The sequence below is a fragment of the Nocardiopsis sp. M1B1 genome (genome assembly GCF_052466615.1).
The window spans coordinates 3725370-3751335 of sequence record NZ_CP196194.1 but is presented as its reverse complement, the minus strand read 5'-3'; the positions used below and the strand labels follow the sequence as shown (position 1 = coordinate 3751335).

Genomic DNA, 25966 nt, shown 5'->3' with positions numbered 1-25966 from the left:
CCGCGGGCACCCGTGCTTCTCACCGGTCTCCTTTCAGTCGGCCCGTGGTCGGACAGGACGCGCCCGTGCGCGGTCATCCGACGGAGGCGTCACGCTCTGCTGGCGGACCTCGGGATCGGCGTTCATCGCCGCCCAAGAGGCGAGGTCGGAGTCCCGCCAACGGCGGGGGGTGAGGCGTTCGGGGCGCGGTCCGGTCACGTGTTCAGCTAACAGGGCTCCGGGGCCCTCGGGGCAATTCCTCATCCTACGAGGAGTTGGACGGCGTGGACCAGACGCCGAAAGGAGCGGCTCCGCTCTTCCACGGCCCGCATGTCCATGGTCGCGGTGAACTTCACCTGGTGGAGCGTCTCCCGGTAGGGCTCGGTCATGAGGGCGTTCAACTGGGCCTTGGCGTCGCGCTTGGCCTCGGGGTCGTCCGGTGCCACGGCGTCGTCACCCATCGCGGAATGACCGCGCAGGGACTCGGCGGCGGCCAGGAACCACGCCTCGTACTCGGGGCAGGCGATCACCACCTCGACCGGGCATCGGACGAGTGCGGGATCGGTGGCGATCGAGCGAGCGAGTTCGACAGGGCAGGTGATGTCCTTGTCGTCACCATCTCTGAGCACGAGGACTCCGCCCCGGTCGGGAACGCGCCTGGACTGGAGCAACACCGCCCTGGTCAGCTCGTCCGGTTTGCGCATTTTCGCTGAGTCCAGGCGGAAGGGCTGCGCGACGTCGATCCACGTGTCCGCGTACTCGGTCGCGACCCGGGTGAGCAGGTCCCGTACCGCCCTGTGCTCGCCGTGCCCCTCCACGATTGGGGCGATGGTGATGGGGGACATCACTCCTCTTCCCAGGACAGGCGCTCCTGGACGGGCGCGGGGAGAAGCTGGTCCGTTCTGAGCAGCTCACCGGGGGTGTAGAGGTGTTCCTTCATCGCGTGGGTACCGGCATCGTCGAGGGGGCCTATGTTGGTCTCCCCGGACGCGGAGCGGACCGCGTACAGCTCGGAGGGCTCGAAGTCGTCCCGGTCCAGCAGGTCGGGGCTGTGGCTGGTGACGACCACCTGACGGCGGGTGCTCGCGTCCCGGAGAGCGTCCAGCAGCACCCCGGCCGCAGCCGGGTGCAGGGCGCTCTCCGGCTCCTCGATGCCGACCGTGCTGAGGGTGTCCCCGGTGTCGGAGAAGAGGCAGACGAGGACGCCCAGGGCGCGCAGGGTGCCGTCCGAGACCGACTGGGCCGGAAACCGCCACGGGTTCTCGGCCCCCGGTACGTCCTGGGTGAACTCCAGCGTTTCCCAGTTGCCGAGGTCCGCTCGTGAGACCCCGTGCATACCGGGAACGATCATCCGCAGGTAGTCCTCGATGCGTTCCTTGTCGCTCGCGCCTTGGGAACTGCGTTGCAGACGGTGCAGCACACTGGCGACGTTGGACCCGTCCCGACGCAGGAACTCACCGGAGTCGGGGGTCTGCGGCTCGCGCATGGCGTCCGGGTTCAGGCTGAAGACGCTGATGCCGGAGAGGCCCGCGTACACCCGCTCGAAGATGTCGATCCCGGCGGCCGAGACCAGGTAGAGGCGCTGGTCGTTGACCGGGGGCATGACGGGCTCGGAGGCCTTCTCCAGTTCGCCGTTCCTGACCTTGAAGAAGCCCTTCCAGGATTCCGTTTCCCCGGTGGAGTACACGTGGCACTCCTCCCGGGAGATCTTGAACGCGCCTCCGCGGACCGCGGCGACCTCGAAGGCGTACGTGCCCGAGTAGGTAGGGCCTCGGAACTCCAGGTCGATCGCGAAGTGGGTCGGGTGCCCGGTCGAGCGTCGCCGTACCTCGGCCACGCCGCCCCGGCTGCGCAGTGCCTGGTCGAGCGAGGTCTGGAGGGCCTCGGAGACCAGTCTGAGAGCGTCGAGGAAGTTGCTCTTGCCGGAGCCGTTGGGGCCCACTAGGAAAAGTAGTTGGCCCAGCCTGACATCAGCTTTGGCGATGCTTCTGTAGTGCTTCAGGTGCACCCGGGTGAGCGAGAACTGGTTGGCCTGCATGGGGTTCAGTCTTTCAGCATCCTGGCGGTAGGCCGTCAGTCTGACAGCCGTGTGAGCATGATCGGAATGTGTCCGGTGGCCCATGCCTCAGCGGGTTCGCGGGGCGGGCGGCGGGGGAGCGGGCGGCCCGGAGTGTCGTCAGGGGCCGGGCGCGGGCGCGGAATGTGGGGGATACGTACAGCAGCGCTCACCGGGGGTTCGGGGGAAGGGGGCTGCGGCGCGATCGCCATGTCGGTTTTCTTTTCTCCAAGGTTTCCGAGGTGCTGGCCGTACTCCGGAAGCGTTGGTTTCATTCGCCAGAGCTTGTGCGTGATCGGCCGGAGGCATGTGGTGGGTGGGGCGAGAGGTGTGGATATCCGAGGCGTCATTTCTCGGGTGGAAAGCGGAGAATGAAGGTTTCTCCAGGATTGGTGCCGGTATCGCCGTTTTTGTCTTCTGGGCTCACCGTGTTCCGCGAACCTGGCGGTAGGCGGAACGGTTCGGCAGCGGAGGCTGGAACCCGGCCCTGTCCTCGACCACGGAGTCCACGAGGAGGTCGAGCCGGTCGCGCTGTACGTACTTCCAGGTGCCGTGCCGGTCCTGGTAGCTCCAGGAGAAGTCGTCCTTGAGGCCGATGGCGACGTTGCCCAGGTAGGAGGGGCCGACGAGGGCGCGTTCGACGTCGGGGCCGTGGGTCCAGGGGAAGCGGCGCCACTCGACGGTGAAGGTCAGGCCCCGCTGGCTCTGGAAGGCGGAGATGGCGGCGGCGAACATGTCCGGGTTCTGCTGCGTTCGGTTCTGCATACCCTCAGGCTGGCTCGACGGCTCTGTGTTTCAGAGTAAGTGCGGCCTAGCCCAAAAGGAATGGTCAGGCATGCAACTTTGTGGCTAGCCTAAGGGATATGGTGGAACAGAATTTCGGGCAAACCCTCGCGCATGAGCGCAAACAGGTTGGCTATACCCTCCGAAGGCTCGCTTCGCTTGCGAACTGCTCTGCGTCAACGCTGTCGCGTTGGGAGAACGGGCATGTCAGCCCGGTTCGGGATGATGTGGAGAAAGTGGACAAGGCGCTAGGTGTGAATGGCCGCCTGGTCAGGGAATGGGAGTTCGCGACGGCCGGAGGCCTTCCCCCTTGGATGCGCGACATGAGCCGCCTTGAGGAAGCAGCGGAGACGATAGAGCTGATATCTCCGCATGTGGTACCTGGGCTGCTCCAGTCTCCTCAGTACCTTCGGCTTGTCATGCGCGAAGGGCTCCACCCCGGTTCCCCCAAGGAGATCGATCGCCTCATCGCGCTCCGTTCCGCGCGCTATCAGTACCTCAGTAGTAAGAACGATCCGGACGTGATTGCCGTGTTCCCGACTTCGGCTTTGACGTGCGTCCCGGAGGATGTCCGCAAGGAACAGGTTGCACGACTACTGTCCGTCTCCAACGGTGGGAAGGTGATGGTTCACCTGATCCCTGAAGGTTCCATCCTCGTCGGAGTGACCAGCATGCTCCTGATGTTCCATCTTCGAGGAGGAGGGAAGGCCGCGAGTGCGGATCATGTTCGCGGTAACGTCTTCTACGAGGAAACGACCGGGTATGACCGTCTCCATGGCCTGGTCAAGCGCGCGCTGGGCAGCGCTCTTCCTGCTGCGCAGTCACGAGAGGTTCTGGAGAAGCTGCTGTGAACGTCTGGCACAAGAGCTCGTATTCATCAGGTGCTGAGTCTTGCGTGGAGGCCCGTGAGTGCGCGTCAGGCGCTGATGTGAGAGACACCCAGAATCGGGAGCTGGGCCACCTCAGCTTCGACCGCCGCGAGTGGACCTCCCTCCTCTCCCTGCTGGCGTCGTCTCCCCGATAACGACAGCGTTCCCGGCGTTCTCCGCGCTCTCCCCGAGACATCAGGACCCCCGTTCCGCATCCTGGAACGGGGGTCCTGCGCTTGCGGACCGCTCAGCGCGGCGCGTCAGCCCTTGAGCGGATCGTGCCCCCAGTTCATCAGCGAGTACCGCCACGGGGTCTCGCTCGGATCCCCGGACGGTTTCTGCGCCAGGTGCCGGTGCACGTAACCGGTGACCTTGCGCATGTGCTCGTAGTCCTGCTCCTTCAGATCACCCTGCGAAGCGTGCAGGATGTCCACGATCCGCCGCCCCGAGCGGTGGCCCTTGGACTCCCCGTCGCCCTCGCCCACGGACTTCGACTCGTCGGTCTCCAGCCACCGTTCCAGTTCCTTGGGCGTCATGTTGACCGCCTCGCCGAACTCCTGCCGGACCTGCCGCTGCTGCTTCTCGTCCATGTCCCCGCCCCCGTCTCCCCGTTGTCCGTTTCCCGGCCAGCCCCCGGCGCGGCTGTGCCTCCACTTGTGCCTCCGCCTGTGTCCGCACCTGCGCGGTCAGCCCTCGGCGCGCCTGTCGAGCACGCGTAACACGGTCTTGCGGGCCTTGTGCCCGCGCTCGTGCTCGGCTGCGCTGCGGGCCTGCTTCGAGGACATTCCCCGCGCCTTCTTGGCGGCCTCGGCGGCGGGCAGCCGGTCCAGTTCGACAGACCTGCGGGCCGACTTCGCGGCCGGAGGGTTCGGTGAACGTCCCTCTCCCCGCTCGTCGTCCCGGCGCTTGGTGCGCCGCGCCTGCCGCCGCTCTTGGGGACTGAGCTGCTCCCAGGCGTGGCGCGGAAGGTAGCGGTCGGTGCCTCCGGGTTCCTTGGAACCGCTGTCGCGCGCTCGCGCATTGCCGGAGGCCGTTTGCCACTCCTCCTCGGTCCACTTCCGCAGGTCGCGCTGTTCGCCGCTCCTGTGGTCCGGGTGCCGGTAGCCGCCGCCCTCGCGTTCGTACTCCTGGGTGAGCAGTTGGCTCTTGCGCGCCGACCACTTCCCGGCGGCCCCGCCCTTGTCCGAGGCCTTGATCCGCTCCTTGAGCCTCTCCCGTAACTTCGGGTCGGTGTAGTCCCTGCGGTAGTCGTCCGCGTCCTTGCCCTTGCCCGTGTCCTTGCCCATGTGGGCCGACTACCCCTCCCGCCGGGCCGCTACAACCCTGAACAGGGCTTTTGCTGTGGCTTGTCTGGGGCGCGCGTCAGCTCGGGCTCTACGGGTGCGTGGTTGCTGACGCTGGGACGTTCTACGTCAACCCCGTTGTACTCGGCGCCAGCCCGGGCTCTACGGGTGCGTGGTCGCTGACGCAGGGACGCTCTACAGCTTGCGGACCCCCTACGACGCGCGGTCACGCGCGGGGCTTCATGGCCGCTCTTGGTCGGAACCGTGTACCCCCCACCCCAGATGGCTGAGGGAGATTCCCGGTGGGCGTTCCCACCGGCGACCTCCCGAACCCCTTCGTGACGCCCACCAGACACCTGGAACGACCGACGCGCAGGGATCTCCTTCGGCAAGTTCGCTGGGCGAACTTGCTCTCAGTCGGTCCCCGCCCCCAATACTGAACCTTGGAGCCAGAACCCACCACGACCACCCACCCCCCAGGGGCTGACCTGGAACGCGCACACCCTACGGGTGCGTGGCCGCCGTCACCGGCACGCTCTACGCCAACCCCCACGGGTGAACGGCCACCACACATGCCACCCCAACCCCCTACGGCACGCCGCCAGCCTGGGCTCTGCGGGCGGGTGGTTTGGCTTCGCGAAGGGCTCGCTCCCTTGCGGCGCGCCGCCGCGCGCTTTACGCCAACCGCAGGTCAGGGGCGGTACACCGCCGTCGAACCCCGCACCACCAGCTCCGGTGTGAACAGCACCCGCTCGTGGACGTGCTCGCCGTGGTTCAGCTCCGACTCCAGCAGGCGCATCGCCGCCCGGCCCAGTTCGTACTTGGGCTGGGCCACCGTGGTCAGCCCCGGGTGCACCAGGTCGGCGAAGTCCACGTTGTCGTAGCCCACCACCGACATGTCCTCGGGTACCCGCAGACCCCGCTGGCCCAGGCCCTTCATCACACCGAGCGCCAGTTGGTCGTTGGCGCAGAACACGGCCTGGGGGCGCTGCCGCGGTCCCCCGCTCAGGATCGCGTCCACCGCCCGCTCGCCCTGCTCGGGGTTGAGCAAAGGCTGCTCGACCACCCGCACGCGGGCGTCCGGGTCCAGCCCGGCCTCGGCGAAGGCGTCGCGCAGCCCCTCGTGCCGCCTGCGCACCTGCTCGATGGCGAACGGCCCGGTCAGGAAGGTCACCGTCTCGTGCCCCAGCCCGATGAGGTGCCTCCCGGCCGCCATCCCGCCCGCGTGGTTGTCCACGCTGACGCTGCACCCCACGTCCTCGGCGACGTCGCCCCGGTCCAGGGCCACCCAGAAGGTCCCCTGGCGGCTCAGCCACAGAAGATCCGACAGGTCGTCGTCCACGGGCATCACCACGGCCCCGGCCGCGCGCTGTTCGGCCAGCAGGCGCACGTTGCGCTGCTGGCGCTCGCGCTTCTCGGCGGAGTTGAGCAGCACCACGGCGAGTCCGGACCCGGCCGCCTCGTCCTCCACGCCCCGTGCGACCTCGGTGAAGAACGGGTTGGTCACGTCCAGCACGAGCAGCCCCACGGACTCGCTGCGGCCCGAGCGCAGGCTGCTGCCGGAGGAGTTGCGCACGTAGTCGAGTTCGGTGATGGCCGCCTCGACCCGCAGACGGGTGGCCTCGGCGACGCGCTCGGGGCGGTTGAGCACGTTGGACACGGTTCCGGGCGAGACCCCGGCGCGCCGGGCGACCTCGGTGATACCCACGCCGCGGCGTGCGTTGGGGGACCTGGTGGACAAGGGGCTTCTCCCGTGCGTGTGCGGAGGGCGATGCGAAGCATCGTACTCACACCCCGATTGAAACGTGTCAATCCGTTGTCCGTGGCGGGTCCTCCCTGGCCTCGCGTTTACTGGAAAGGGCTTACCGGCAGGGAAGCCGTTATCCGGGTGAGACCTGCGAATTCTCGGGTGATCCTCTTGACGGTGTGATGTGGGGCACTTAACATCCACTTCATATTAAAACGTTTTTGCCAGGCATGGCAAAGAGAAGGAGGGCGCACGTGGACCCAGCAGAGGTCCCTCCACCCCTCGTCCTGGTCGACGTCACCAAGTCCTTCGGGAGCGTCAGGGCCCTGCGGGGACTGTCCCTGGAACTGCGCTCCGGAGAGATCCACGCACTGGTGGGCGAGAACGGGGCGGGCAAGTCCACCCTGGTCAAGACCATCGCCGGGGTGCACCGACCGGACGGCGGGCAGGTGCTCGTGGACGGCCGCCCCACGGAGTTCGCCGCGCCCGCGGACGCCCAGCGCGCCGGGGTCGCCGTCATCTACCAGGAACCCACCCTGTTCCCCGACCTGACGGTGGCCGAGAACATCTTCGTCGGCCGCCAGCCCCGCACCCGCATGCGCACCATCGACCGCGGCCGCATGCGCCGCGACACCCGGGAGGTCTTCGCGCGCCTGGGCGTGGACATGGACCCCGACCGCCCCGCCCGGGGGCTGTCCATCGCCGACCAACAGATCGTGGAGATCGCCAAGGCCCTCACCCGCCAGGCGCGGGTCCTGGTCATGGACGAGCCCACCGCCGCCCTGTCCGGCGTGGAGGCCGAGCGCCTGTTCACCGTCGCCCGCACCCTGCGCGACTCCGGCGCGGCCCTGCTGTTCATCTCCCACCGCTTCGACGAGGTCTTCGCCCTGTGCGACCGCGTCACCGTCGTCCGCGACGGCGCGTTCGTCTCCTGTGACCCCACCGGCGACCTGGACGTGGACACCGTCGTGCGCCGCATGGTCGGCCGCGAGGTCAGCAGCCTCTACCCCAAGGAGGAGGCCGAGCGCGGCGAGGTCCTGCTGGAGGTCGACGGCCTGACCCGCCACGGCGTGTTCGCCGACGTGTCCTTCTCGGTGCGCGCCGGGGAGATCGTCGCCCTGGCCGGACTGGTCGGAGCCGGACGCAGCGAGGTCGTCCGCGCCGTGTTCGGAGTGGACCGCTACGACGCGGGCGCCGTGCGGGTGGAGGGCAGGCCGCTGGCTCCGGGGCGGCCCCGGGCCGCCATGGCCGCCGGACTGGCCCTGGTCCCCGAGGACCGCCGCCAGCAGGGCCTGGTCATGGAGTCCTCCATCGAGCGCAACGCCACCGCCACCCGCCGCCGACCGCTCAGCCGCCTGGGCCTGCTGCGCCCCCGCGCCGAACGCGACTCCGCCCGCGAGTGGGGCGAGCGCCTGAACCTGAGGTTCGGCCGCCTCACCGACCCCGTCTCCACCCTCTCCGGCGGCAACCAGCAGAAAGTCGTCCTGGCCAAGTGGCTGTCCACCGAACCCCGCGTGCTCTTCGTGGACGAGCCCACACGCGGCATCGACGTGGGCACCAAAGCCGAGGTCCACCGCCTGCTGTCCACCCTCGCGGGCCGGGGACTGGCCATCGTCATGGTCTCCAGCGAACTCCCCGAGGTGCTGGGCATGGCCGACCGGGTCCTGGTCATGCACGAGGGCCGGGTCACCGCCCACCTGGACCGCGGGGAGGCCGACGAGGAGTCGGTCATGTACGCGGCCACCGGACAGCGACCGAGCGAGGCCGCATGACGAACACGGTCAGTACCGCCCCCGCCTCCGTCCCCGCCGCGCGCCGCAGGCTCCAGTTCCGTGAACTCGGCGTGCTCCTGGCCGTGGTGGTCCTCGTGGCCGCCACCTGGCTGTACAACCCCGGCTTCCTGTCCAGCCAGGGCGTGCGCGACCTGTTCCTGGGCGCCACCGTCCTGTCCGTCCTCGCCGTCGGCCAGGCCCTGGTCCTCATCACCAGGAACGTCGACCTCTCGGTCGGCTCGGTCATGGGCCTGTCGGCCTTCGGCACCGGCCTGCTGTTCGTGACCTTCCCCGGCCTGCCCGTGCCCGTCGCGATGCTCGCCGGGGTCGGCATCGGCCTGGTCGCGGGACTGCTCAACGGACTGCTGGTCACCACCGTGCGGGTGCCCGCCCTGGTCGTCACCCTGGGCACCCTGTACGCCTACCGCGGCCTCAACCACTGGTGGGCCGGGGGCGAGCAGGTCAACGCCCACGACATGCCCGACTCCTTCCTGCTCCTGGGCCGCTTCGGCGTCCTGGGGGTGCCCCTGCCCGCCGCGGTCGCCATCGTCGTGGTCGCCGTCGTGGGCTTCTACCTCGCCAGCTACCGCTCGGGCCGAGAGCTGTACGCCATCGGCTCCGACGCCGACGCCGCCCGGCTCTCGGGCATCCCCGCCTCGCGCCGCGTCACCTGGGCCTTCGCCGCCAACGGGGCCCTGGCCGGGCTGGCCGGGGTGCTCTTCGCCGCCCGCTACGGCACCGTCGACTCCACCGTGGGCACCGGCATGGAACTCCAGGTCGTCGCCGCGGCCGTGGTCGGCGGCGTGGCCATCGCGGGCGGCGTGGGCACCGTCTACGGGGCCGCGCTCGGCGCCGTCCTGCTCACCACCATCACCGCCGCCCTGCCCATCTGGCAGGTCGACCAGTTCTGGCACCAGGCGGTGGTGGGCGCGCTCATCCTGGCCGCCATCGGCCTGGACCGGCTGCTCGCGGTGCGTACCGCGCGCAGGCTTCGAGGAGGAGGTGCCCGTGGCGCCTGAACGCACCGTCACCGCCCCCGCCCCCGACCGGGCGCCCGAGGGCGCCCCGGCGCGGGGACCCGGCGGCCCCGGCCGGATCCGGTCGCTGCTCTCGGCCCGCGAGGCGCCCGTGGTGGGCGCGCTCGTGGTCACCCTGCTGGCCGCCGGACTGTTCGTGGACATGTTCGCCACCGCGCGCAACGTCGACTTCCTGGTGCTGAGCGTGGCCGCCATCGCCCTGATGGCCCTGCCGATGACGCTCATCGTCATCACCGGCGAGATCGACCTGTCGGTGGCCAGCACCCTGGCGCTGACCAGCGCCACCCTGGGCGTGCTGTGGGAGGCCGGGGTCGCCATCGAGACGGCCCTGTGGATCTGCCTGGCCGTGGGTGCGCTGCTGGGCGCCCTCAACGGGTTCCTGGTCACGGTGTGCGGACTGCCGTCCCTGGCCGTGACCATCGGCACCATGGCCCTGTACCGGGGCCTGGCCTACGTGCTGCTCGGCGACCGCGCCGTGGCCAGCTACCCCCAGAGCTGGGTCAGCGGCGCCCGGGCGCCCTTCCTGGGCATCGAGGGCCTGCCGTGGATCGCCGTGGCGGTCCTGGTCCTGGCAGTGCTGTTCGGGGTGCTGCTGCACGCCACCGCCGTCGGCCGCTCGCTGTTCGACATCGGCAACAACGACGAGGCCGCCCGCTTCACCGGGGTACCGGTGCGCTGGACCAAGTTCTGGCTGTTCACGCTCAGCGGTGCGGTGGCCTCCGGGGCCGGGGTCTTCTGGACCCTGCAGTACGGCACCTCCCGCGCCGACACCGCCCTCGGCCTCGAACTCCAGGTCGTGGCCGCGGTCCTGCTCGGCGGGGTGTCCATCTTCGGCGGGGTCGGTTCGATCCTGGGCGTGCTGAGCGGCGTCGTGCTGCTGGGCGCCGTCCGCAACGCCCTCCAGCTGTTCGGCATCAGCAGCGAGGTCCTCCAGATCGTCACCGGCCTCATCCTCATCGCCTCCGTCGTCACCCCCAACCTCGTGGCCCGGCTGCGCGCCGGACGCGCGTCCGGACCCAGCCCCTCCTCACCCCCGGCCGCGGCACCGTCCGCCGCGTCCGCCCCCACCAAGGGAGAACACTCATGACCCAGGGCCGCCCACGCCACCTGCTCCTGGCCGCGTCCGCGTTCGCGGTGCTGACGACCGCCGCCTGCGGCGGGGGCACCACCATCGAGGACGCCCAGGAGGAGAACCAGGCCGGGCCGACCGGCACCGCCGACCCCGACGCGCAGATCCCCGAGGGCCTGCAGATCGACTTCCTGCCCAAACAGCTCAACAACCCCTTCTTCGAGATCGTCAACCAGGGCGGTACCGAGGCCGTCGAGGAGGTCGGCGGCACGGCCACCGAGCGCGGGGGCACCGAGGCCACGGCCGACTCCCAGGTGGAGTACGTCAACGCGGCCAGCCAGGCGGGCAGCGACGTCATCGTGATCGCCGCCAACGACCCCGACGCGGTCTGCCCCGCGCTCAACGAGGCCCGCGACAACGGCGCGGCCATCGTCGGCTACGACTCGAACGCCAACTGCACCGACGTGTTCGTCAACCAGTCCTCCACCGAGCTCATCGGCCGCACCCTGGTCGAGATGATCGCCGAGGACCTGGGCGGCGAGGGCACCTTCGCGGTCCTGTCGGCCACTCCCAACGCCACCAACCAGAACGCCTGGATCGCGGCGATGGAGGAGGTGCTGGCCGAGGAGGAGTACGCCGACCTGGAGCTGGTCGAGACCGTCTACGGCAACGACGACGACCTGGAGTCCTTCCAGGAGATGCAGGGCCTCATGCAGTCCCACCCCGACCTGGACGGCGTGGTCTCGCCGACCACCGTGGGCATCGCCGCGGCGGCCCGCTACGTCAGCGACTCCGAGTACCGGGGCGAGGTGGCCGTGACCGGCCTGGGCACGCCCAACCAGATGCGCGAGTTCGTGGACGACGGCACCGTGAGCCGGTTCGCCCTGTGGAACCCGCTGGACCTGGGCTACCTGGCCGGGTACACCGGCGCCGCGCTCAAGGCCGGACAGATCACCGGCGCCGAGGGCGAGACCTTCACGGCCGGACGCCTGGGCGAGTTCACGTTCGAGACCGAGGGGGAGATCGTGCTCGGCCCGCCGCAGGTCTTCGACGCCGAGAACGTGGACGACTTCGACTTCTGAGCCCGTCTCCGGGGGCCGCCCCCAAGGGCGGCGCCCCGGGCACGGGTAGCCCTCCGCGGCCGGGGCGCGGTCCCCGGTCCTGGAGCCGTTCCCGCGGGGGCGGAGCCGCTTCGGGGGTCTCCGGCACACGGAAACCGGGCCCGGGCGACTCCGCCCGGCCCGACGTGCCGCAATACGTAACGCTTTGCACAGAACCGTCATGGTCTGTCGCGCCTTATCCGTATCCGTCCCACAGGAAGGACGTCCGTGCAGCGCGTCTGCTTCATCCTCAAGGTCCGCCGGGAACGCCTCGCCGAGTACCGGGAACGGCACGCCCGGGTGTGGCCGGAGATGCGCGAGGCCCTCAGCGCCACCGGCTGGCACAACTACTCGCTGTTCTGCACCGAGGAGGGCATGGTCGTGGGCTACCTGGAGACCGAAGACTTCGAGGCCGCCCGCGCCGCGATGGCCCGGACCGAGGTCAACGCCCGCTGGCAGGCCGAGATGGCGCCGTTCTTCGAGGGCCTGCCCGGCCGCCCCGACGAGGGCATGGTGCCGCTGACCGAGGTCTTCCACCTCGCCTGACGGGGGGGCGGCCCCCCGCCAGGCGTCCGTGGTCACTCGGCGGGCAGGTCCACGCGGATCTCCCCGCCGAGCGACGCGCCGCCCTCCAGTTCCAGGTCGTCGCCGCTCCAGAACCGCCCCGGGTCGTAGTACCCGGGCAGGCGCCCCGGGGGCAGCAGCCCCATGGCCTCGTAGGTCAGGGCGATCACCTCGGCGCAGTAGGCCGTCTCCAGCGCGCGCTCGCGCGCGTCCCGCCCGAAGGGAAGCTTGCGCAGGGGCAGGCGTCCGCGCGCCCAGCGGGCGGCCATCTGGGTGGTGGAGGGGAAGGGGGTGCCGTTGAGCCGGGCGACCGTGCGCAGGGCGGCGTCCTCCATCGCGCCGTCCGCCAGGGGGTCGAGCTGGCGCAGCCAGCCGCGCTGGCCGTACTTGCGGCCCCACACCAGGACGGCGTCGCGCAGGTCGTGCAGCTGTACGCCGCGCTGGTGCCTGCCGGTCCACACGTCGGGCAGGGACCGGCCGAGTTCGGCGTGCCACATCAGCGGCGGCAGGTCCTCGACCACGATGGACATGCCGACGTGGTTGACCGGGCTGTTGGTGGTGATCTGGATGGCGCGGTCGGCCGCGCTCGTGCCGCGGAAGACCCAGACGTCACCGGTCCGGGTGAGCTCCAGCGCCTCGTTCAGGGACATGCTCGTGTCTGCCACACCCACTAGCCTAGGGAACATGCGTTGGTGGAAGGCCCTTGGAGTGGCCGCTTTCGTGGGCGTCGCGGCGACCGGCGCGGTGATCGCGCGGGACCAGCGGCAGCGCCGTGCCTACACCCCCGAACAGGTCAGGGACCGGTTGCGCGAGCGCGTCGCCCGGGCCGAGGTCGCCGGGACGGACGGTGCGGCCGGGACGACTGGAACCGCCGTGGAACCGGGGGAGGACCTCGGCGTGCCCGTGTGGCGCCGTCGGCTGACCGGGCTGGCCGCGGGGGTGCGGCGTTCCGCGGCGGCGGCCCTGGGACTGCTGCGGGGCCGCGTCGACCGCTCGGTCTGAGGCGGCCCGGCGGGGGAGGACCGGCGTCGAGCCTCCCCCTGCGGCGGGCTGGGAAAGCGTGTGTCCCGTGTGTCGTCAGAGCGCGGCGGCCGGTCGGTCCGGGTCGGCCAGGCGGGAGACGCCGGGAACGGCCAGCGGCACGAGCGTGGTCACCAGCCCGACCGCCGCCGCGCCGACCAGTACGGGGCGCGGCCCCACGGTCTGGGCCAGGGCCCCGGCCAGCGCGTACCCGACCGGTTCCAGCGCGAAGCTGCCCACCTCGTCGACGCTGATCACGACGCTGAGCAGGTCTTGGGGGATCGCCCGTTGCAGGGCGGTGTACCAGTACACGCCGAGGAGCATGAAGCCCGTGCCGGTGGCGGCGTAGCCGGTCAGCAGCAGCCAGGCGGGCACGGTCGCGGCCAGGCCCAGCAGGACCAGCGGGTAGACGAGCACGCCCGCCAGGGAGACCAGGCCGGGGCGCGCCGGGTTCCAGCGGGCGGCGACGACCCCGCCCAGGAGCTGGCCCGCCGACATGCACGACAGCGCCAGCCCGTAGACGGGTTCGGCGTAGGAGTCGGCGACCACGATCGGCAGCAGGGTGAACCCCGGGGCGAGGGTGGCCGGTGCCTGCACGGTGGCCACCGCGATGACCGCCACCACCCAGGGCCGCCGCACCACCTCGCGCAGCCCCGCCCGGAAGTTCGCGCCCATCGTGGCCCCGGAGCGCTCGGCGGACGGCGCCGCCTCGCGCACCAGCGGCAGCACGGCGCCGCCCACCGCGAAGGCGGCGGCGACCAGCGCGAACACCGCCCGCGCCTCCAGGGCGGCGAGCAGCACCCCGGCCACGGCGGGGCCGGTCACGCCCATGGCGCGTCCCACGACGTTGCGCAGGGCGTTGGCCTCGCGCAGCCGGTCGCCGGGGACCAGCAGCGGCACGATCGATCCGGCGGCGGGTTCGCTGACCGAACCGGCCGCGCCGCTGGCCGCCGCCAGACACACGAACCAGGCGGCTGAGTCGGGGCCCAGCGCGAAGCCGAGCATGACCGCGCACTGGGCCAGGTCGCCCGCGGCCAGGGCGGTGGACTTGCGGACCCTGCTCACCAGTGCGCCCGACAGCAGGGTGCACAGGGAGCCCGCCACGCCGCGCGCGCCCAGGACCAGGCCCAGGAGCAGCGGCCCGTGTCCGTCCAGCACCAGGCCGACCATGGCCACGGGCAGCATCGCCGAGCCGAGTTCGCCGGCGCCCCTGCCCGTGAGGAGGAGGCGGAACCCCCGGTGGCGCAGGGTCGGGGGCAGCGCACGCGCACCCATCGGGGCCTCCTCGGGGGAAAGCCCCCAGTGTGCCGGTGGCCCCCGCGGTCCGGCGAGTGGTTTTTCGGCCGCCGCGGGACGGAGGCGGTTCCCCGACGGAGGAGGGGCCGGGTGTTCCGGCGCGTTCCACGGGTAGCGGGTCGTGTTCCAGCCCGGGGCGCGCGCACCCGGAACGGGACTGTTGTTACCGGCTGGTACTACCGACTGGTAGTTTTGCTCTGTTGCGGTGGCCGAACGGCCGCACCCGGACACGGACAGCGAGGAAAAAGGCAGTGCACGAGGGCGTCCTCATCCGGCCCCGACCCGTTCCCCGGGCAGGCTTCCGGATCTTCCTGCTGCACCACGCGGGCGGGTCCTCCCTGGGCTACCGGCCCTGGGTGCGCCACTTCCCGGCCGACTGGGAGGTGTGCCTGGTCGAGGCGCCCGGACGCGGCCGGGCGGCGCAGGAGGAGCCCTTCCGCGACGCCGGAGAACTCGCCCGCCACCTGCTCGCGCGCCTGACCCCCGAACTGGACCGCCCCTTCGGGTTCTTCGGCCACAGCATGGGCGCGCTCCTGGCGCACGAACTGACCGCCCTGCTGGCTGCCGACGGCCCCGCCGACCCCGCCTGGCTCGGGGTGTCGGCGTGGAGTCCGGCGCCGGGGCCCGAGCACGACGATCCCCGGCACCTGCTGTCCTCCGAGCGGCTGCGCCGGGCCATCGCCCGCATGGGCGGGACCGCCGCCGGTTCCCTGGACGACCCCGAGCAGTGGAAGCTCGTGGAGCCGCTGATCCGTGCCGACCTCGAACTCGTCGACACCTGGCGCCCGGACCCGGACGTCCCGCCGCTGCGGACGCCGCTGTCGGTCTTCGGCGGCCGGGACGACCCCGGCGTCACGCCCGAACGCCTCGCCGCCTGGGACGGCCGCGCTTCGGGCCCGGTGGAGCGCCACATCCTGCCCGGCGAGCACTTCTACTTCGTCGGCCGGACCGGCGACGTGGTCACCCGCATCGTCAAGGACGTCCGGGCCGCCCTGCCCCAGGACCTCTAGGGAGTGTTCCGCGGAGGCTTTCGGATCAGCGAGCGGCCGTCCGGGCAATCTCTCGCAAGACGGTTCGCGCAGATCAGCCTGGCTGGCTTTTCAAGCGAAATCGGCGCAGCGAGAGGCAGCCCGGTGCTCGCGGAAGTACCGGAGCCGGAGGCTCTCCGTTGAGGGTGGTGGAGGGCGACGGGCGGGACCGAAATGATCCGAGGAACACGACCTAGTCACCTCCGTTCCTGCCGGGGCGGCGCGGAAACCCGTCACGCCGCCCCGGCCCGGGGCGTCAGCTCCCGGCCGCGATGACGTAGCCGGGCCCGTCCGCCGCCAGCTCCACCCGCTCCGCGCCCTCCACGACCGCCCACGCCGCGCCGCCCCGGGCGAGTACCTCCAGGCCCGAGACGTCCAGGTCGGTCAGGGCCGCCGACAGAGCCTCGTGCGGGCCGTCGGCCAGGTGCACCAGCACCGTCCGGCCGCCGAGCGAGCGCAGGAACGTCATGTGGTGCGGCCCCGCGTCCAACCAGCGCAGGCCACCGGTCTGGAGCGCGGGCAGCTCCCGGCGCAGGGCCAGCAGCCGGGAGTGCGCCTCCATCGTCCCCGTGTCCCACGCCTCGGGCCGGTGCCAGGGCATGGGCCTGCGCGCGTTCTCCCCGTCCACGCCCTCCATGCCGATCTCGTCGCCCGCGAACACGAACGGCACGCCGGGCAGCGTCACCTGCGCCGCCACCCCGACCTCGTGCCGGTCGGCGTCGCCGCCCACCACGGTCCGAAAGCGCGTCGAGTCGTGCGTGCTCAGCGCGTTCACGCTGTGCGTCAGCACCCGCCACGGCAGCCCGGCGTTGGCCGCCCGCATCGCCCGCACCGCCTGTTCGGCGCCGCCGCGCGGCAGCGGCGAGTCCGTGCGCAGGTAGCGCACGTGCTCGGGCCCGGTGTTCAGCCACGTCCACACCGGCCGGGTGAACCCGGCGTAGTTCATCACCCCGTGCCACCCGTCGTGGTGTGTGTCGGGGCCCGCGTCGTGGAAGTGCTCGGCCAGCAGCCACGAACCGTCGCCGCCCCGCCGCTCGTCCACCTCGCGCATCCGTGCCGCGATCTCGCCGGAGACCTCGCGGTTGAGGTCCTGCGCGCCGTTGCGCCCGGTCATGTTGGCCACGTCGATACGCCAGCCGTCCAGCGCGTCCGGCCCGGTCAACCAGCCCACGAGCACCGAGTCGTCGGCGCCGTAGACCCGGCGCCGCAGCTCGGCCGAGGAGTAGTCCAGCTTGGGCAGGCTGGGCACCCCCAGCCAGCCCACGTAGCCGTCCGGGTGGTCGGTGAAGTGGTAGAACCCCGCCTCGGCGGAGTCCGCGTCGGCCCGCGCGGCCAGGAACCACTCGTGGGCGTCCCCGGTGTGGTTGGTGGTCAGGTCGCCCATCACCCGCATGCCGCGTTCGTGCGCGGCCCGCGCCAGCTCCCGCAGGGCCCGGTCGCCGCCCAGCAGCGGATCCACCTCGGAGAAGGTGGCGGCGTCGTAGCGGTGCGTGGAGCGCGCCGGGAAGACGGGCGTCAGGTAGACCACCTCCACGCCCAGCGCGGCCAGGTGGTCCAGGCGGCGGCGGACCCCGTCGAGCGTGCCGCCGAAGTACTCGCGGGTCGCGGTCAGCCCGAAGGCGGAGGGCTCGTCGTCCCAGGAGCGGGGCAGCGCCCAGTCGGGGTGCTCGGCCAGGGGTTCGACGGAGTCATCGTCGCGGGCGAAGCGGTCCGGGAAGATCTGGTAGACGCTCGTGCCCGTGACCCACGAGGGCGGCGGGGGACCGTCGATCAGCCGGAAGTCCGCCGCGTCGGTCACCTCGTGCCCGTGGACGCCCTCCTGGTTGAGCCAGGTGTACTCGGTGCCGCGCACGATCGCGAACCGGTAGTTGGTCACCACCGGGCGCAGCGGCACGCCCGCCTCGAACCAGACGGCTCCGTCCGACGCGTGCGTCCTCTCGGCACGGAAGGTGACGGCCTCGCCGTCCTCCACCACGCGCGCGTAGACCGCGTCCGCGTCCCCGGGCACGCGCACGCGCAGCCTCGCCCGGCCCTCCCCGACGCTGATGTGGTCGGGGGATCCGTCGTGGTGGGGGTCGCGGGCGAACTTCATGGGGCGGCTCCTGGGCTGCGGGGTGCTGACACGTGAGCGGACCCCGCCGCGCGGGCGGCGGGGTCCGGTCCGGACTGATCAGTATCGCAACGGGAGTCGGGCGTCGCGAATCCTTTTGCACCAGCCCGGGTCCTTCGTCGCGCGCTGTTCCCCGTCGGTGTGCCGCGCGTTCGGTCCGAGGGGGTCGGGCGCGGCTCCGCGGGCGGGCCGACGGGTTCCCTGCGCGACCGCATGTCTGGGAGCGCTCCCAGGCGTGCTGGACACCCTAACGGCCGTGATACGCGGTGTAAAGGGGTCGTGACGGACCGGTTCACGGCCTGTTCGCGGGCCCGGTGCCCGGGGCCGCGGCCGGGGCCGGGGCGGCGGCCCCGGGCACGCCCCTCCGGCCGGATGCCGAGTCTGTTGCCCTTCCCCCCTGTCGTGGTGGTTTGTCGCGGGTTACGGTGGTGACATGAGCCTTGAGTTGCCGACCGACCGACTCCTCATCCGGGAGTGGCAGCTGGACGACGCCGAGGAGGCCCTGCGCATCTACGGGGCCGACGAGGTCGCGCACTGGCTGACGCCGGAATGGCATCCGGTGCACGACACCGACGCGATGCGCCTGGTTCTGCACGCCTGGGTCGAGGCGGGGCCCAACCTGATCCCGCCCGCGGGACGCTGGGCCATCGTCCGCGAGGAGGACGGCCAGCTCGTGGGAGGGCTCTCGCTCAAGCTCCTGCCGCCCTTCGAGGAGGACTTCGAACTGTCCTGGGTGCTGCGCCCCGACGTGTGGGGCCAGGGTTACGCCACCGAGGCCAGCCAGGCCATCATCTCGTGGGCGTTCAAACAGGGCATCGAGGAGGTCTTCGCGGTCGCGCGCCCCAACAACGAGCGGGCGATGGCCGTGGCGCGCAGACTGGGCATGGAGTGGGTCGGCGAGACCGAGAAGTACTACGACATGCGCCTCCAGGTGTTTCGCATGCGTCCGAGCTGAACGGGACGAACGGTCCGCCGCCGACCCCGTGCGGCAGCGGACGCCCCGAACACGCGCGGCCCCGCCGGTCTCCCGGCGGGGCCGCACGCGTCCACGGGCTCAGCCGTCCAGGAACTTGGCGATGCGCTCGGTCTCGGACTCCGACAGCCTGATCTCGGCGGCGGCCGTGTTCTCCTCCAGGTGCGCCACCCGCGACGTGCCCGGGATCGGCAGCATCACCGGCGAGTGGTGCAGCAGCCACGCCAGCGCCAGCTGCGCCGGGGTGACCCCGTGCTCGGCGGCCAGCGGGGCCAGCGGCGAGTCCGGCCCCGCCAGCTCGCCGCGCCCCAGCGGCGCCCAGGGCAGGAAGGCCGTTCCGTCCCTCTCGCACTGTTCCAGCACGTCCTCGCACTTGCGCGCGATCGGGCCGTACCAGTTCTGCACTGACGCCACCGGCGTGATCGCGCGGGCCGCCGAGAGCTGCTCCAGGGTCACCCCGGCCAGTCCGATGTGGCGGACCTTGCCCTGTTCGCGCAGCTCCACCAGGGCGCCGAGCTGCTCGGCCAGCGGCACCCGGGCGTCGATCCGGTGCAACTGGAGCAGGTCGATCCGCTCCACGCCGAGGTTGCGCAGGCTCAGCTCCGCCTGCTGCTTGAGGTACTCCGGGCGGCCGAGGGGGTGCCACTCACCCGGCCCGGTGAGCGCGAAGCCCACCTTGGTGGTGATGACCAGGTCGTCGGTGTAGGGGTGCAGCGCCTCGCGGATCAGCTGCTCGCTGATCTGGGGGCCGTAGCAGTCGGCGGTGTCGATGAAGTTCACGCCCAGCTCGACCGCGCGCCGCAGCACGGCCAGGGCCTCGTCGCGGTCGCGGGGCGGGCCCCACGCCCCCGGGCCGACGAGCTGCATCGAGCCGTAGCCCAGGCGGTGCACCGGCAGGTCGCCGCCGATCACGAGGGTTCCCGACTCCCGGGCGTTGTGCGGTGTGGTGTGTACGTCGGTCACGAGGGTTCCTTCCGGACGGCGCTGGGCCGAACATGCGGAGCCGGGGCGGAACCCGGGCGGCGACGCGCGAGACCGGGCCTCCGGCGGTGTCCCGGGAAGAATCTCAGCAGGTGGGACCCGTCGCAAGCAACCACGGGGCGCGTCGGAGCCCGATCCTGACTCCGCGCGGCACCCGTGGGGGAGGTAGTCCGCCAACGGTGCTTTTGCCCGGCGGCCACCGCCGCGCGCCCGGCGCGCGCGGACCCCGCCGCGGACCCCGTGGGCCCCGCGCACCCGGGGTCCGCGACACGGTTCCGGCGCAGCCCGGATCAGGTGCCCAGGTACTGGCTGATGCGCTCGGTCTCGGCCCCGGTCAGCCGCACCGCGGCGGCGGCCGTGTTCTCCTCCAGGTGCGCCACCCGCGACGTGCCCGGGATCGGCAGCATGACCGGCGAGCGGTGCAGGAGCCAGGCCAGGGACAGCTGCACCGGGGTCACCCCGTGTTCCGCCGCCATCGCGGTCAGCGGGGAACCCGGCCCCGCCAGCTCGCCGCGCCCGACCGGCGCCCAGGGCAGGAAGGCCGTCCCGTCCTTCTCGCACTGTTCCAGCACGTCCTCGGACTGGCGGAACGACGGCGCGTACTGGTTCTGCACCGACGCCACCGGCGTGATCGCGCGGGCGGCGGACAGTTCGTCCACCGTCACCTCGCTCAGCCCGATGTGGCGGACCTTGCCCTGTTCGCGCAGCTCCACCAGGGCGCCCAGTTGGTCGGCCAGCGGCACCTCGGGGTCGATCCGGTGCAGCTGGAGCAGGTCGATTCTCTCCAGCCCCAGGTTGCGCAGGCTCAGCTCCACCTGCTGCTTGAGGTACTCGGGGCGGCCCAGTCTGTGCCACTGCGCCGGGCCGGTGCGCGCGAAACCCGCCTTGGTGCCGATGACCAGGTCGTCGGTGTAGGGGTAGAGCGCCTCGCGGATCAGCTGCTCGCTGATCTGGGGACCGTAGGAGTCCGCGGTGTCGATGAAGTTCACGCCCAGCTCGACCGCGCGCCGCAGCACCGACAGCGCCTCGTCGCGGTCGCGGGGCGGCCCCCACACCCCCTCGCCGACGATGCGCATCGCCCCGAAGCCCAGGCGGTGCACCGGCAGGTCGCCGCCGATGGCGAAGGTTCCCGACTCCCGGGCGATGTGTGGTGTGGCGTGTAGGTCGGTCACGGTGTCCCTTCCGGACGGCGCTGGGGCCGTGTGCTCAGAATTCCAGGCTGGGGGAGGGCCGCCGCACGGTCCCCGTGTGCGCGGATTGGCGTCCCCGGCGGTGTTGCGGGCAGGATCTCAGGAGGCGGCGCGCGCCCGCAAGGCGCCACGGGTACGCGGGGGAGGGGGAAGCGGGTGGCGGGGGAGCTGGAGCGGTTGCTGTCGGGAACGCGGGTCCGAACGCGGCCGGGCGCTTACGTCTTCACCACCGTGCCGGACCGCGCGTCCCTGCCCGAGGGGGTGCGTCCGGTGGTCACGGTGGCCGAGGACGAGGCCCTGACCGTGGTGTGCCCGCGCGAGGAGGCCGACGCGGCCGGGCTGCCCTACGACGGCGCGGCCGCCTGGATCACGCTGGAGGCCCCCGCCGGAGCGCGCGCGGCGGCGCTGGTGGCGGCGGTGGCCGCCGCGCTGACCGGAGCCGGTCTGCCGTGCGACGTGGTGTCCGGCTTCCACCACGACCACGTGTTCGTCCCCGAGGAGGCGGAGGAGCGGGCGGTGGCGGTGCTGCGGGCCCTCCTCGGCTCCGAGGAGGGCTGAGCCCACGCCACCGCGCCGACTCATCCCCGCCCGGGGCCGACCGAGGCCAGGTCGTCCTGGAGCAGCCCGAAGGCCCGGGTCAGGGTCACCCTGCGCCCCCCGCACGCGCAGCGCTGGTAGGCGACGACGCCCTCGCTGGTGGTGTGGTCCGACTCGGTGGTCCAGTGGTGTTCGTGCCGTGTGTGCATCGGGCCAGTCTGGTGTAATGGCATTATGCATCTCAACCCTTACGGCCGGGACCCGGTGACCCTGGCCGTGGACCTGGTCAACCGGCCGCTGAGCGGTGTGGCGGACCTGGAGCGCCGCTGCGCGGGAGTGGGCTTCCTCCTCGAACGCCCCGTGGGCGAGGACGACGTGGCCGCCGTCGGCGAGTTCCTGAAGCTCTGGACGCGGGTGGTCGACGCCGCCGACGCGCCCGCCCGCGCGGAACGGCTCAACCCGCTGCTCATCGAGTTCTCCGCCGCCCCGCGCCTGACCGACCACGCGGGCACCGGGTGGCACCTGCACTACCGCCCCGACCTGCTGCCCGCCCACCGTCAGGTGGCCGCACTGGTCTCCGTCGGCACCGCCCTGCACCTGACCGGCCGGGGCATGGACCGGCTCGGCCGGTGCGCGGCGCACGGTTGCGACCGCGTCTACGCCGACTTCTCGCGTGGCGGACGCCAGCGCTACTGCTCACCCGCCTGCGGCAACCGCGACGCCGTCCGGCGCCACCGCGCCCGGGCGGCCCGGCCCTGAAGCGCGGCCCGGGGCAGGGGAGGCGGACCGGCCCGCCGCCCCCGCCCCGGCGAAGCCGGAACCCGCGTCGCGGCGTGCGCGACCGGGCGGGCCCCCGCCGGGAGGGCTCCCGCGTCGCCGAGCGGTGGGGAACCGGAAGAAGGGGAGAGGCTCAGGAGCCCGCGTCACGGCGCGCCACCGAGGCCAGGTCGGCCTCGATGCGCGCGGTGGTCTCCAGCAGCGCGGGCAGCAGGTCGCGGCGCACGTCCTCGATCGAGGCCCGGTTGGCGTGGGCGGACACGTTGGCGGCCGCGATCACCCGGCCCGACCCGTCGCGGATGGGCGCGGCCAGCGAGCGCAGGCCCTCCTCCAGTTCCTGGTCGACGATGGCGTACCCCTGCTCGCGCACCCGCTCCAGCTCGGCGCGCAGCTCGGCCGGGTCGGTGATGGTGAACCGGGTCAGCGGGGCCAGCTCCACCCGCGCCAGGTAGGCGTCCAGGTTCCGGTCGTCGTGCCCGGCCAGCAGCACCCGGCCCATCGAGGTGGCCGAGGCCGGAAAGCGGGTGCCCACCCGGATGGCCACCGCCATGATCCGCGAGGTCGCCACACGCGCCACATAGAGCACGTCGTCTCCCTCCAGCACCGACACCGAGGCGGATTCGTGCACCCGGGCAGACAGGTCCTCCAGGTGGGGTTGGGCCACGTCGGGCAGCCCGGCGGAGGCCACGTAGGCGTAACCCAGCTCCAGCACGCGGGGTGTGAGCGAGAACAGCCTGCCGTCGGTGCGCACGTAGCCCAGGTCCACCAGTGTGAGCAGGAAACGGCGTGCGGCGGCGCGGGTCAGGTCGGTCTCGCGCGCGACCTCGCTGAGCGTCATGGAGCGCCGCTCGGCGGAGAAGGCGCGGATGACCGTCAGGCCGCGCTCCAGGGACTGCACGAAGTGGGCGCCGCGGGCCTCTTCTTCTTCGGTCGGCATCTGCTCTTCCCGGTTCGGTTGCGGGGGCGGCTGGCCGCGGCCCCCGCAAAGGTTCTCACACCCGTCGGACGGAGCGGCGGGGCCCGTGCACGGGGGCATCGCCGGGCCTCCGCCATCCGGATATCGGAGACAGCCCCTCATGCCCATCGTGTTCGTGCTAGAACGGAGAGTGATCAGGGGTGGCCCTGCTCTGGGCGCCGAACCCTGGGACGACCGAGGGGGACGAAGGTGGACGTGATCGGAGCGGGCTTCCCGCGCACCGGAACGACGTCGGTGAAGGCGGCGCTGGAACGGCTCGGCTTCGGCCCCTGCCACCACATGTCCGAGGTGATGTCCTCCGCCGAACTCGCGGGCCGCTGGGCCGCGATCACGGACACGCCGGCCGGGGAGGTGGACTGGCCACGCCTGTTGGAGGGCTGGCGCTCGGGCGTGGACTGGCCGCTGTCCTTCTTCTGGCGCGAGCTCGTCGACGTCTTCCCGCACGCGAGGGTCCTGCTCACCGTCCGCGACCCGCACCGGTGGTACGAGAGCATGCGCGCGACCATCTTCGAGATGGTGCGCGAGATCGGGACCGACCCCCGCGTGGCGGGGGTGCCGCCCCAGATGGACACGATCGAGCTCCTACTCCAACGCATGTGGCTCGCGCACTTCGGTGTGCCGCCCGGCGAGATCCCCGACGAGGCGACCGCGGTGGAAGCCTTCGAGCGGCACACGGCCCGCGTGGTCGCGGAGGTCCCGCCCGACCGGCTGCTGGTGTACCGGGCGGGGGAGGGGTGGGAGCGCCTGTGCGCCTTCCTGGGCGCCGACGTCCCCGACGAGCCCTTCCCCCGCCTCAACGACACCGAGGAGATGCGCGCGAAGCACGAGAGCTGGCGGCGAGGCGAACCGGTGAACTGACCGGACTCCCCTCTGACCGGGCTCTGCGCCGCCTGGCTCCGTTCCCGCTCCACCCAGCCTTGGCCCCGGGTCCTCATGGCGTGTCGGCGGACGGCCGACCTCTCGCGGAACCACTCCACCGCACGCACCGTGCGGTCCTCACGCGTGCCTTGACCGCGTTCGGGAACAGCGTTACCGTCATAGCCAAGATGTTCGCTCTGAGAACATCCATTCGCTAGCCGAACGGGAGCGCTCCATGATCGTGCCCCTGGACGAGGACGCCGACCCGAGGGCGCGCCTGCCCGGGGCGGGCGGCGCCCCCGGGATCGCCGCCTCCTGCCGCGAGGTCGTCGTCGTGCGGCACAGCCCCCGCGCCTTCGTCGAGAAGACCGACTTCGTCACCCCGGTCGGCCACGGCTCGGGCCCCGGCGATCGCGAGCGCCCGGGACTGCGCGGCGCCGGCGAGGAGCTGGCGGTGCCGCGCTCCCTGACCGGGGCCGCCTGAGGGACGGGCGCGGGCACCGGTCCCGTCCGCGCCGCCGGGACCGGCCGGGCGTCCCGCCCGTCGCTCCCCCAGGCCCGACAGCCCTCCCCACCCCCCGCGGCCGCCACAAGGCCGGAGCCGCACAAGACGGAGGAACACCGCCATGCCCACCCCGCCCCACGAGGCCCGCACGGCGCCCGGGCTGTACGTGCCCGGCTACGTCCGCGACCACGACAGCCACCCGCCGCTGGACTACCCCGGTTACGGGAGCACCGCCCTGCGCCACCCCCGGCGCCCGCTCACCCTGCTCCCGCACACGCTCACCGAGATCACCGCGCCCGTCCTGGGTCAGGACCACCTCGGCGCGCTCGACCACGACCTCACCCGCCAGCACGAGGGGGAGCCCCAGGGCCAGCGCGTCATCGTGCACGGCCGGGTGCGCGACAGCGACGGCCTGCCCGTGCCGCACACGCTGGTGGAGGTCTGGCAGGCCAACGCGAGCGGACGCTACCGCCACAGCGGCGACAACTGGCCCGCCCCGCTCGACCCGAACTTCAGCGGTATGGGCCGCGCGCTGACCGACGCCGAGGGGCGCTACCGGTTCGTCACCGTCCGCCCCGGCGCCTACCCCTGGCGCAACCACCGCAACGCCTGGCGGCCCGCGCACATCCACTTCTCCCTGTTCGGCCGCGCCTTCACCCAGCGGCTCGTCACCCAGATGTACTTCCCCGACGACCCGCTGTTCTTCCAGGACCCCATGTGGAACTCGGTCCCCGACCCCGAGGCGCGCGAGCGCATGCTCGCCGCCTACGACCACGAGGCCACCGAACCCGAGTGGGCGCTGGCCTACCGCTGGGACATCGTGCTGCGCGGGCGCGAACAGACCCCGTTCGAGTCCGAGGAAGAGATCCTGGAGGACGCCGAGTGACCGGGTACCCCACCACCCCGTCCCAGACGGTCGGCCCCTACCTGCACATCGGCCTGCCCTGGCCGGACGGACCCCACGCCGTGGCCGAGGGCACGCCGGGCGCGGTGTGGATCCGCGGCACCGTGTACGACGGTGCGGGCGCCACCGTCCCCGACGCCCTCGTGGAGACCTGGCAGGCCGACCCCGACGGCCGCTTCGACCACCCCGACGACCCGCGCGGCGCCCGGTCCCGCCCGGGCTTTCGCGGCTTCGGCCGCTGCCCCACCGTCGCCGCCGGGAACTACGGCGTCCTCACCCTCAAACCCGGCGCCGTCCCGGGGCCGCACGGGGACCAGGCGCCGCACGTGGACGTGTCGGTGTTCGCGCGCGGCATGCTGCACCGGGTCATCACCCGCGTGTACTTTCCCGAGGAGGAGGCCGCCAACGCCGCCGCCCCGGTACTGGGGAGCATCGGTGACCCCGAGGCCCGCGCCACCCTCGTCGCCCGCCGCGCGGAGGACGGATACCGCTTCGACATCCGCCTCCAGGGCGAGGGGGAGACCGTCTTCTTCGACGTCTGAGGGAGGAGGA

Annotated in this window: 28 protein-coding genes and 1 pseudogene; 16 read left to right on the top strand and 13 right to left on the bottom strand. The window is 72.1% G+C overall.

The window, feature by feature from the left end:
* Positions 1–239: 239 nt before the first annotated feature.
* From ACSTA4_RS16335 to ACSTA4_RS16325, 3 genes are all read right to left on the bottom strand, one after another.
* Positions 240–824, bottom strand: a complete 585-nt coding sequence (locus ACSTA4_RS16335; protein WP_444960013.1) for a DUF4276 family protein — start codon at positions 822–824, stop codon at positions 240–242.
* Positions 824–2017 carry an AAA family ATPase gene (locus tag ACSTA4_RS16330; protein WP_444960012.1) on the bottom strand — a complete coding sequence of 398 codons (1194 nt, stop codon included), beginning with the start codon at positions 2015–2017 and terminating at the stop codon, positions 824–826. The genes ACSTA4_RS16335 and ACSTA4_RS16330 overlap by 1 nt, the downstream gene beginning before the upstream one ends.
* Before the next feature lie 441 nt (positions 2018–2458).
* A complete protein-coding gene (locus ACSTA4_RS16325; protein WP_444960011.1) occupies positions 2459–2800 on the bottom strand; it encodes a hypothetical protein in 342 nt (113 codons plus the stop codon).
* A 98-nt stretch (positions 2801–2898) separates the two neighbouring features.
* On the opposite strand from ACSTA4_RS16325, the gene ACSTA4_RS16320 reads away from it, so the two are divergent.
* Both ACSTA4_RS16320 and ACSTA4_RS16315 read left to right on the top strand, forming a co-directional pair.
* Complete coding sequence (locus tag ACSTA4_RS16320; protein WP_444960010.1) at positions 2899–3669, top strand: helix-turn-helix domain-containing protein; 771 nt, start codon at positions 2899–2901, stop codon at positions 3667–3669.
* Positions 3666–3842, top strand: coding sequence for a DUF397 domain-containing protein (locus ACSTA4_RS16315; RefSeq protein ID WP_444960009.1), 177 nt, complete (start codon positions 3666–3668; stop codon positions 3840–3842). The genes ACSTA4_RS16320 and ACSTA4_RS16315 overlap by 4 nt, the downstream gene beginning before the upstream one ends.
* 105 nt (positions 3843–3947) lie before the next feature.
* On the opposite strand, the gene ACSTA4_RS16310 is transcribed toward ACSTA4_RS16315, so the two are convergent.
* From ACSTA4_RS16310 to ACSTA4_RS16300, 3 genes are all read right to left on the bottom strand, one after another.
* Positions 3948–4277 carry a DUF3140 domain-containing protein gene (locus ACSTA4_RS16310; protein ID WP_444960008.1) on the bottom strand — a complete coding sequence of 110 codons (330 nt, stop codon included), beginning with the start codon at positions 4275–4277 and terminating at the stop codon, positions 3948–3950.
* Positions 4278–4373: 96 nt separating this feature from the next.
* A complete protein-coding gene (locus ACSTA4_RS16305; RefSeq protein ID WP_444960007.1) occupies positions 4374–4973 on the bottom strand; it encodes a hypothetical protein in 600 nt (199 codons plus the stop codon).
* Positions 4974–5661: 688 nt separating this feature from the next.
* Complete coding sequence (locus ACSTA4_RS16300; RefSeq protein WP_444960006.1) at positions 5662–6711, bottom strand: LacI family DNA-binding transcriptional regulator; 1050 nt, start codon at positions 6709–6711, stop codon at positions 5662–5664.
* A 260-nt stretch (positions 6712–6971) separates the two neighbouring features.
* Between ACSTA4_RS16300 and ACSTA4_RS16295 the strand changes: the two genes are divergently transcribed.
* The 5 genes from ACSTA4_RS16295 (at position 6972) to ACSTA4_RS16275 (ending at position 12241) form a co-directional block, all read left to right on the top strand.
* On the top strand, positions 6972–8489 hold the full coding sequence (locus tag ACSTA4_RS16295; protein WP_444960005.1) for a sugar ABC transporter ATP-binding protein: 1518 nt from the start codon (positions 6972–6974) through the stop codon (positions 8487–8489).
* Complete coding sequence (locus tag ACSTA4_RS16290) at positions 8486–9508, top strand: ABC transporter permease (RefSeq protein ID WP_444960004.1); 1023 nt, start codon at positions 8486–8488, stop codon at positions 9506–9508. Before ACSTA4_RS16295 ends, ACSTA4_RS16290 begins: the two co-directional genes overlap by 4 nt.
* Positions 9492–10613, top strand: coding sequence for an ABC transporter permease (locus ACSTA4_RS16285; RefSeq protein ID WP_444960003.1), 1122 nt, complete (start codon positions 9492–9494; stop codon positions 10611–10613). The genes ACSTA4_RS16290 and ACSTA4_RS16285 overlap by 17 nt, the downstream gene beginning before the upstream one ends.
* Positions 10610–11677 (top strand): rhamnose ABC transporter substrate-binding protein, encoded by a 1068-nt coding sequence (gene rhaS / locus ACSTA4_RS16280; RefSeq protein WP_444960002.1) that lies wholly within the window; start codon positions 10610–10612, stop codon positions 11675–11677. Before ACSTA4_RS16285 ends, rhaS begins: the two co-directional genes overlap by 4 nt.
* A gap of 246 nt (positions 11678–11923) precedes the next feature.
* Entirely contained in the window at positions 11924–12241 is a 318-nt protein-coding gene (locus ACSTA4_RS16275; protein ID WP_248770660.1) for an L-rhamnose mutarotase, read from the top strand.
* A gap of 32 nt (positions 12242–12273) precedes the next feature.
* Here ACSTA4_RS16275 and ACSTA4_RS16270 read toward each other — a convergent pair whose 3' ends face one another.
* On the bottom strand, positions 12274–12909 hold the full coding sequence (locus tag ACSTA4_RS16270; protein ID WP_248774599.1) for a hypothetical protein: 636 nt from the start codon (positions 12907–12909) through the stop codon (positions 12274–12276).
* A gap of 58 nt (positions 12910–12967) precedes the next feature.
* On the opposite strand from ACSTA4_RS16270, the gene ACSTA4_RS16265 reads away from it, so the two are divergent.
* Complete coding sequence (locus tag ACSTA4_RS16265) at positions 12968–13261, top strand: hypothetical protein (protein WP_444964196.1); 294 nt, start codon at positions 12968–12970, stop codon at positions 13259–13261.
* A gap of 75 nt (positions 13262–13336) precedes the next feature.
* Here the strand turns inward: ACSTA4_RS16265 and ACSTA4_RS16260 are convergent, their stop codons facing one another.
* Positions 13337–14554 (bottom strand): MFS transporter, encoded by a 1218-nt coding sequence (locus ACSTA4_RS16260; protein WP_444960001.1) that lies wholly within the window; start codon positions 14552–14554, stop codon positions 13337–13339.
* A gap of 272 nt (positions 14555–14826) precedes the next feature.
* On the opposite strand from ACSTA4_RS16260, the gene ACSTA4_RS16255 reads away from it, so the two are divergent.
* A complete protein-coding gene (locus ACSTA4_RS16255; protein ID WP_444960000.1) occupies positions 14827–15585 on the top strand; it encodes a thioesterase II family protein in 759 nt (252 codons plus the stop codon).
* Between the two features lie 274 nt (positions 15586–15859).
* Here the strand turns inward: ACSTA4_RS16255 and ACSTA4_RS16250 are convergent, their stop codons facing one another.
* Positions 15860–17695 (bottom strand): glycoside hydrolase family 13 protein, encoded by a 1836-nt coding sequence (locus ACSTA4_RS16250; protein ID WP_444959999.1) that lies wholly within the window; start codon positions 17693–17695, stop codon positions 15860–15862.
* Positions 17696–18146: 451 nt separating this feature from the next.
* Between ACSTA4_RS16250 and ACSTA4_RS16245 the strand changes: the two genes are divergently transcribed.
* On the top strand, positions 18147–18668 hold the full coding sequence (locus ACSTA4_RS16245) for a GNAT family N-acetyltransferase (protein WP_444959998.1): 522 nt from the start codon (positions 18147–18149) through the stop codon (positions 18666–18668).
* Positions 18669–18767: 99 nt separating this feature from the next.
* Here the strand turns inward: ACSTA4_RS16245 and ACSTA4_RS16240 are convergent, their stop codons facing one another.
* Together ACSTA4_RS16240 and ACSTA4_RS16235 are read right to left on the bottom strand one after the other, a co-directional pair.
* Complete coding sequence (locus tag ACSTA4_RS16240; protein WP_444959997.1) at positions 18768–19649, bottom strand: aldo/keto reductase; 882 nt, start codon at positions 19647–19649, stop codon at positions 18768–18770.
* 308 nt (positions 19650–19957) lie between these two features.
* Positions 19958–20839, bottom strand: coding sequence for an aldo/keto reductase (locus tag ACSTA4_RS16235; RefSeq protein ID WP_444959996.1), 882 nt, complete (start codon positions 20837–20839; stop codon positions 19958–19960).
* Between the two features lie 174 nt (positions 20840–21013).
* Between ACSTA4_RS16235 and ACSTA4_RS16230 the strand changes: the two genes are divergently transcribed.
* Complete coding sequence (locus ACSTA4_RS16230) at positions 21014–21415, top strand: ACT domain-containing protein (RefSeq protein WP_444959995.1); 402 nt, start codon at positions 21014–21016, stop codon at positions 21413–21415.
* Positions 21416–21435: 20 nt separating this feature from the next.
* On the opposite strand, the gene ACSTA4_RS16225 is transcribed toward ACSTA4_RS16230, so the two are convergent.
* Complete coding sequence (locus tag ACSTA4_RS16225; protein WP_444959994.1) at positions 21436–21603, bottom strand: hypothetical protein; 168 nt, start codon at positions 21601–21603, stop codon at positions 21436–21438.
* 25 nt (positions 21604–21628) lie between these two features.
* Here ACSTA4_RS16225 and ACSTA4_RS16220 point away from each other — a divergent pair, with 25 nt between their 5' ends.
* Positions 21629–22153: a CGNR zinc finger domain-containing protein gene (locus tag ACSTA4_RS16220; protein ID WP_444959993.1), complete on the top strand. Its 525-nt coding sequence runs from the start codon at positions 21629–21631 to the stop codon at positions 22151–22153.
* 151 nt (positions 22154–22304) lie between these two features.
* Here ACSTA4_RS16220 and ACSTA4_RS16215 read toward each other — a convergent pair whose 3' ends face one another.
* The gene (locus tag ACSTA4_RS16215) at positions 22305–23108 is read right to left on the bottom strand and encodes an IclR family transcriptional regulator domain-containing protein (protein WP_013153316.1); all 804 of its coding nucleotides are present in this window, start codon (positions 23106–23108) and stop codon (positions 22305–22307) included.
* Between the two features lie 228 nt (positions 23109–23336).
* Here ACSTA4_RS16215 and ACSTA4_RS16210 point away from each other — a divergent pair, with 228 nt between their 5' ends.
* From ACSTA4_RS16210 to pcaG, 4 genes and pseudogenes are all read left to right on the top strand, one after another.
* Positions 23337–24005, top strand: coding sequence for a sulfotransferase family protein (locus ACSTA4_RS16210; protein WP_444959992.1), 669 nt, complete (start codon positions 23337–23339; stop codon positions 24003–24005).
* Between the two features lie 259 nt (positions 24006–24264).
* Positions 24265–24447: pseudogene (locus ACSTA4_RS16205) on the top strand (CoA-transferase subunit beta); the annotation flags it as partial.
* 184 nt (positions 24448–24631) lie between these two features.
* Positions 24632–25396: a protocatechuate 3,4-dioxygenase subunit beta gene (gene pcaH / locus ACSTA4_RS16200; RefSeq protein ID WP_444959991.1), complete on the top strand. Its 765-nt coding sequence runs from the start codon at positions 24632–24634 to the stop codon at positions 25394–25396.
* Entirely contained in the window at positions 25393–25956 is a 564-nt protein-coding gene (gene pcaG / locus ACSTA4_RS16195) for a protocatechuate 3,4-dioxygenase subunit alpha (protein WP_444959990.1), read from the top strand. The genes pcaH and pcaG overlap by 4 nt, the downstream gene beginning before the upstream one ends.
* Positions 25957–25966: the final 10 nt, after the last annotated feature.

What these genes read in the sequence shown, in the direction of transcription:
- ACSTA4_RS16335 (WP_444960013.1), bottom strand. Translation starts at nt 824, where the DNA reads ATGTCCCCCATCACCATCGCCCCAATCGTGGAGGGGCACGGCGAGCAC.
- ACSTA4_RS16330 (WP_444960012.1), bottom strand. Translation starts at nt 2,017, where the DNA reads ATGCAGGCCAACCAGTTCTCGCTCACCCGGGTGCACCTGAAGCACTAC.
- ACSTA4_RS16325 (WP_444960011.1), bottom strand. Translation starts at nt 2,800, where the DNA reads ATGCAGAACCGAACGCAGCAGAACCCGGACATGTTCGCCGCCGCCATC.
- ACSTA4_RS16320 (WP_444960010.1), top strand. Translation starts at nt 2,899, where the DNA reads ATGGTGGAACAGAATTTCGGGCAAACCCTCGCGCATGAGCGCAAACAG.
- ACSTA4_RS16310 (WP_444960008.1), bottom strand. Translation starts at nt 4,277, where the DNA reads ATGGACGAGAAGCAGCAGCGGCAGGTCCGGCAGGAGTTCGGCGAGGCG.
- ACSTA4_RS16305 (WP_444960007.1), bottom strand. Translation starts at nt 4,973, where the DNA reads ATGGGCAAGGACACGGGCAAGGGCAAGGACGCGGACGACTACCGCAGG.
- ACSTA4_RS16290 (WP_444960004.1), top strand. Translation starts at nt 8,486, where the DNA reads ATGACGAACACGGTCAGTACCGCCCCCGCCTCCGTCCCCGCCGCGCGC.
- rhaS (WP_444960002.1), top strand. Translation starts at nt 10,610, where the DNA reads ATGACCCAGGGCCGCCCACGCCACCTGCTCCTGGCCGCGTCCGCGTTC.
- ACSTA4_RS16270 (WP_248774599.1), bottom strand. Translation starts at nt 12,909, where the DNA reads ATGTCCCTGAACGAGGCGCTGGAGCTCACCCGGACCGGTGACGTCTGG.
- ACSTA4_RS16260 (WP_444960001.1), bottom strand. Translation starts at nt 14,554, where the DNA reads ATGGGTGCGCGTGCGCTGCCCCCGACCCTGCGCCACCGGGGGTTCCGC.
- ACSTA4_RS16250 (WP_444959999.1), bottom strand. Translation starts at nt 17,695, where the DNA reads ATGAAGTTCGCCCGCGACCCCCACCACGACGGATCCCCCGACCACATC.
- ACSTA4_RS16245 (WP_444959998.1), top strand. Translation starts at nt 18,147, where the DNA reads ATGAGCCTTGAGTTGCCGACCGACCGACTCCTCATCCGGGAGTGGCAG.
- ACSTA4_RS16225 (WP_444959994.1), bottom strand. Translation starts at nt 21,603, where the DNA reads ATGCACACACGGCACGAACACCACTGGACCACCGAGTCGGACCACACC.
- ACSTA4_RS16220 (WP_444959993.1), top strand. Translation starts at nt 21,629, where the DNA reads ATGCATCTCAACCCTTACGGCCGGGACCCGGTGACCCTGGCCGTGGAC.
- ACSTA4_RS16215 (WP_013153316.1), bottom strand. Translation starts at nt 23,108, where the DNA reads ATGCCGACCGAAGAAGAAGAGGCCCGCGGCGCCCACTTCGTGCAGTCC.
- pcaH (WP_444959991.1), top strand. Translation starts at nt 24,632, where the DNA reads ATGCCCACCCCGCCCCACGAGGCCCGCACGGCGCCCGGGCTGTACGTG.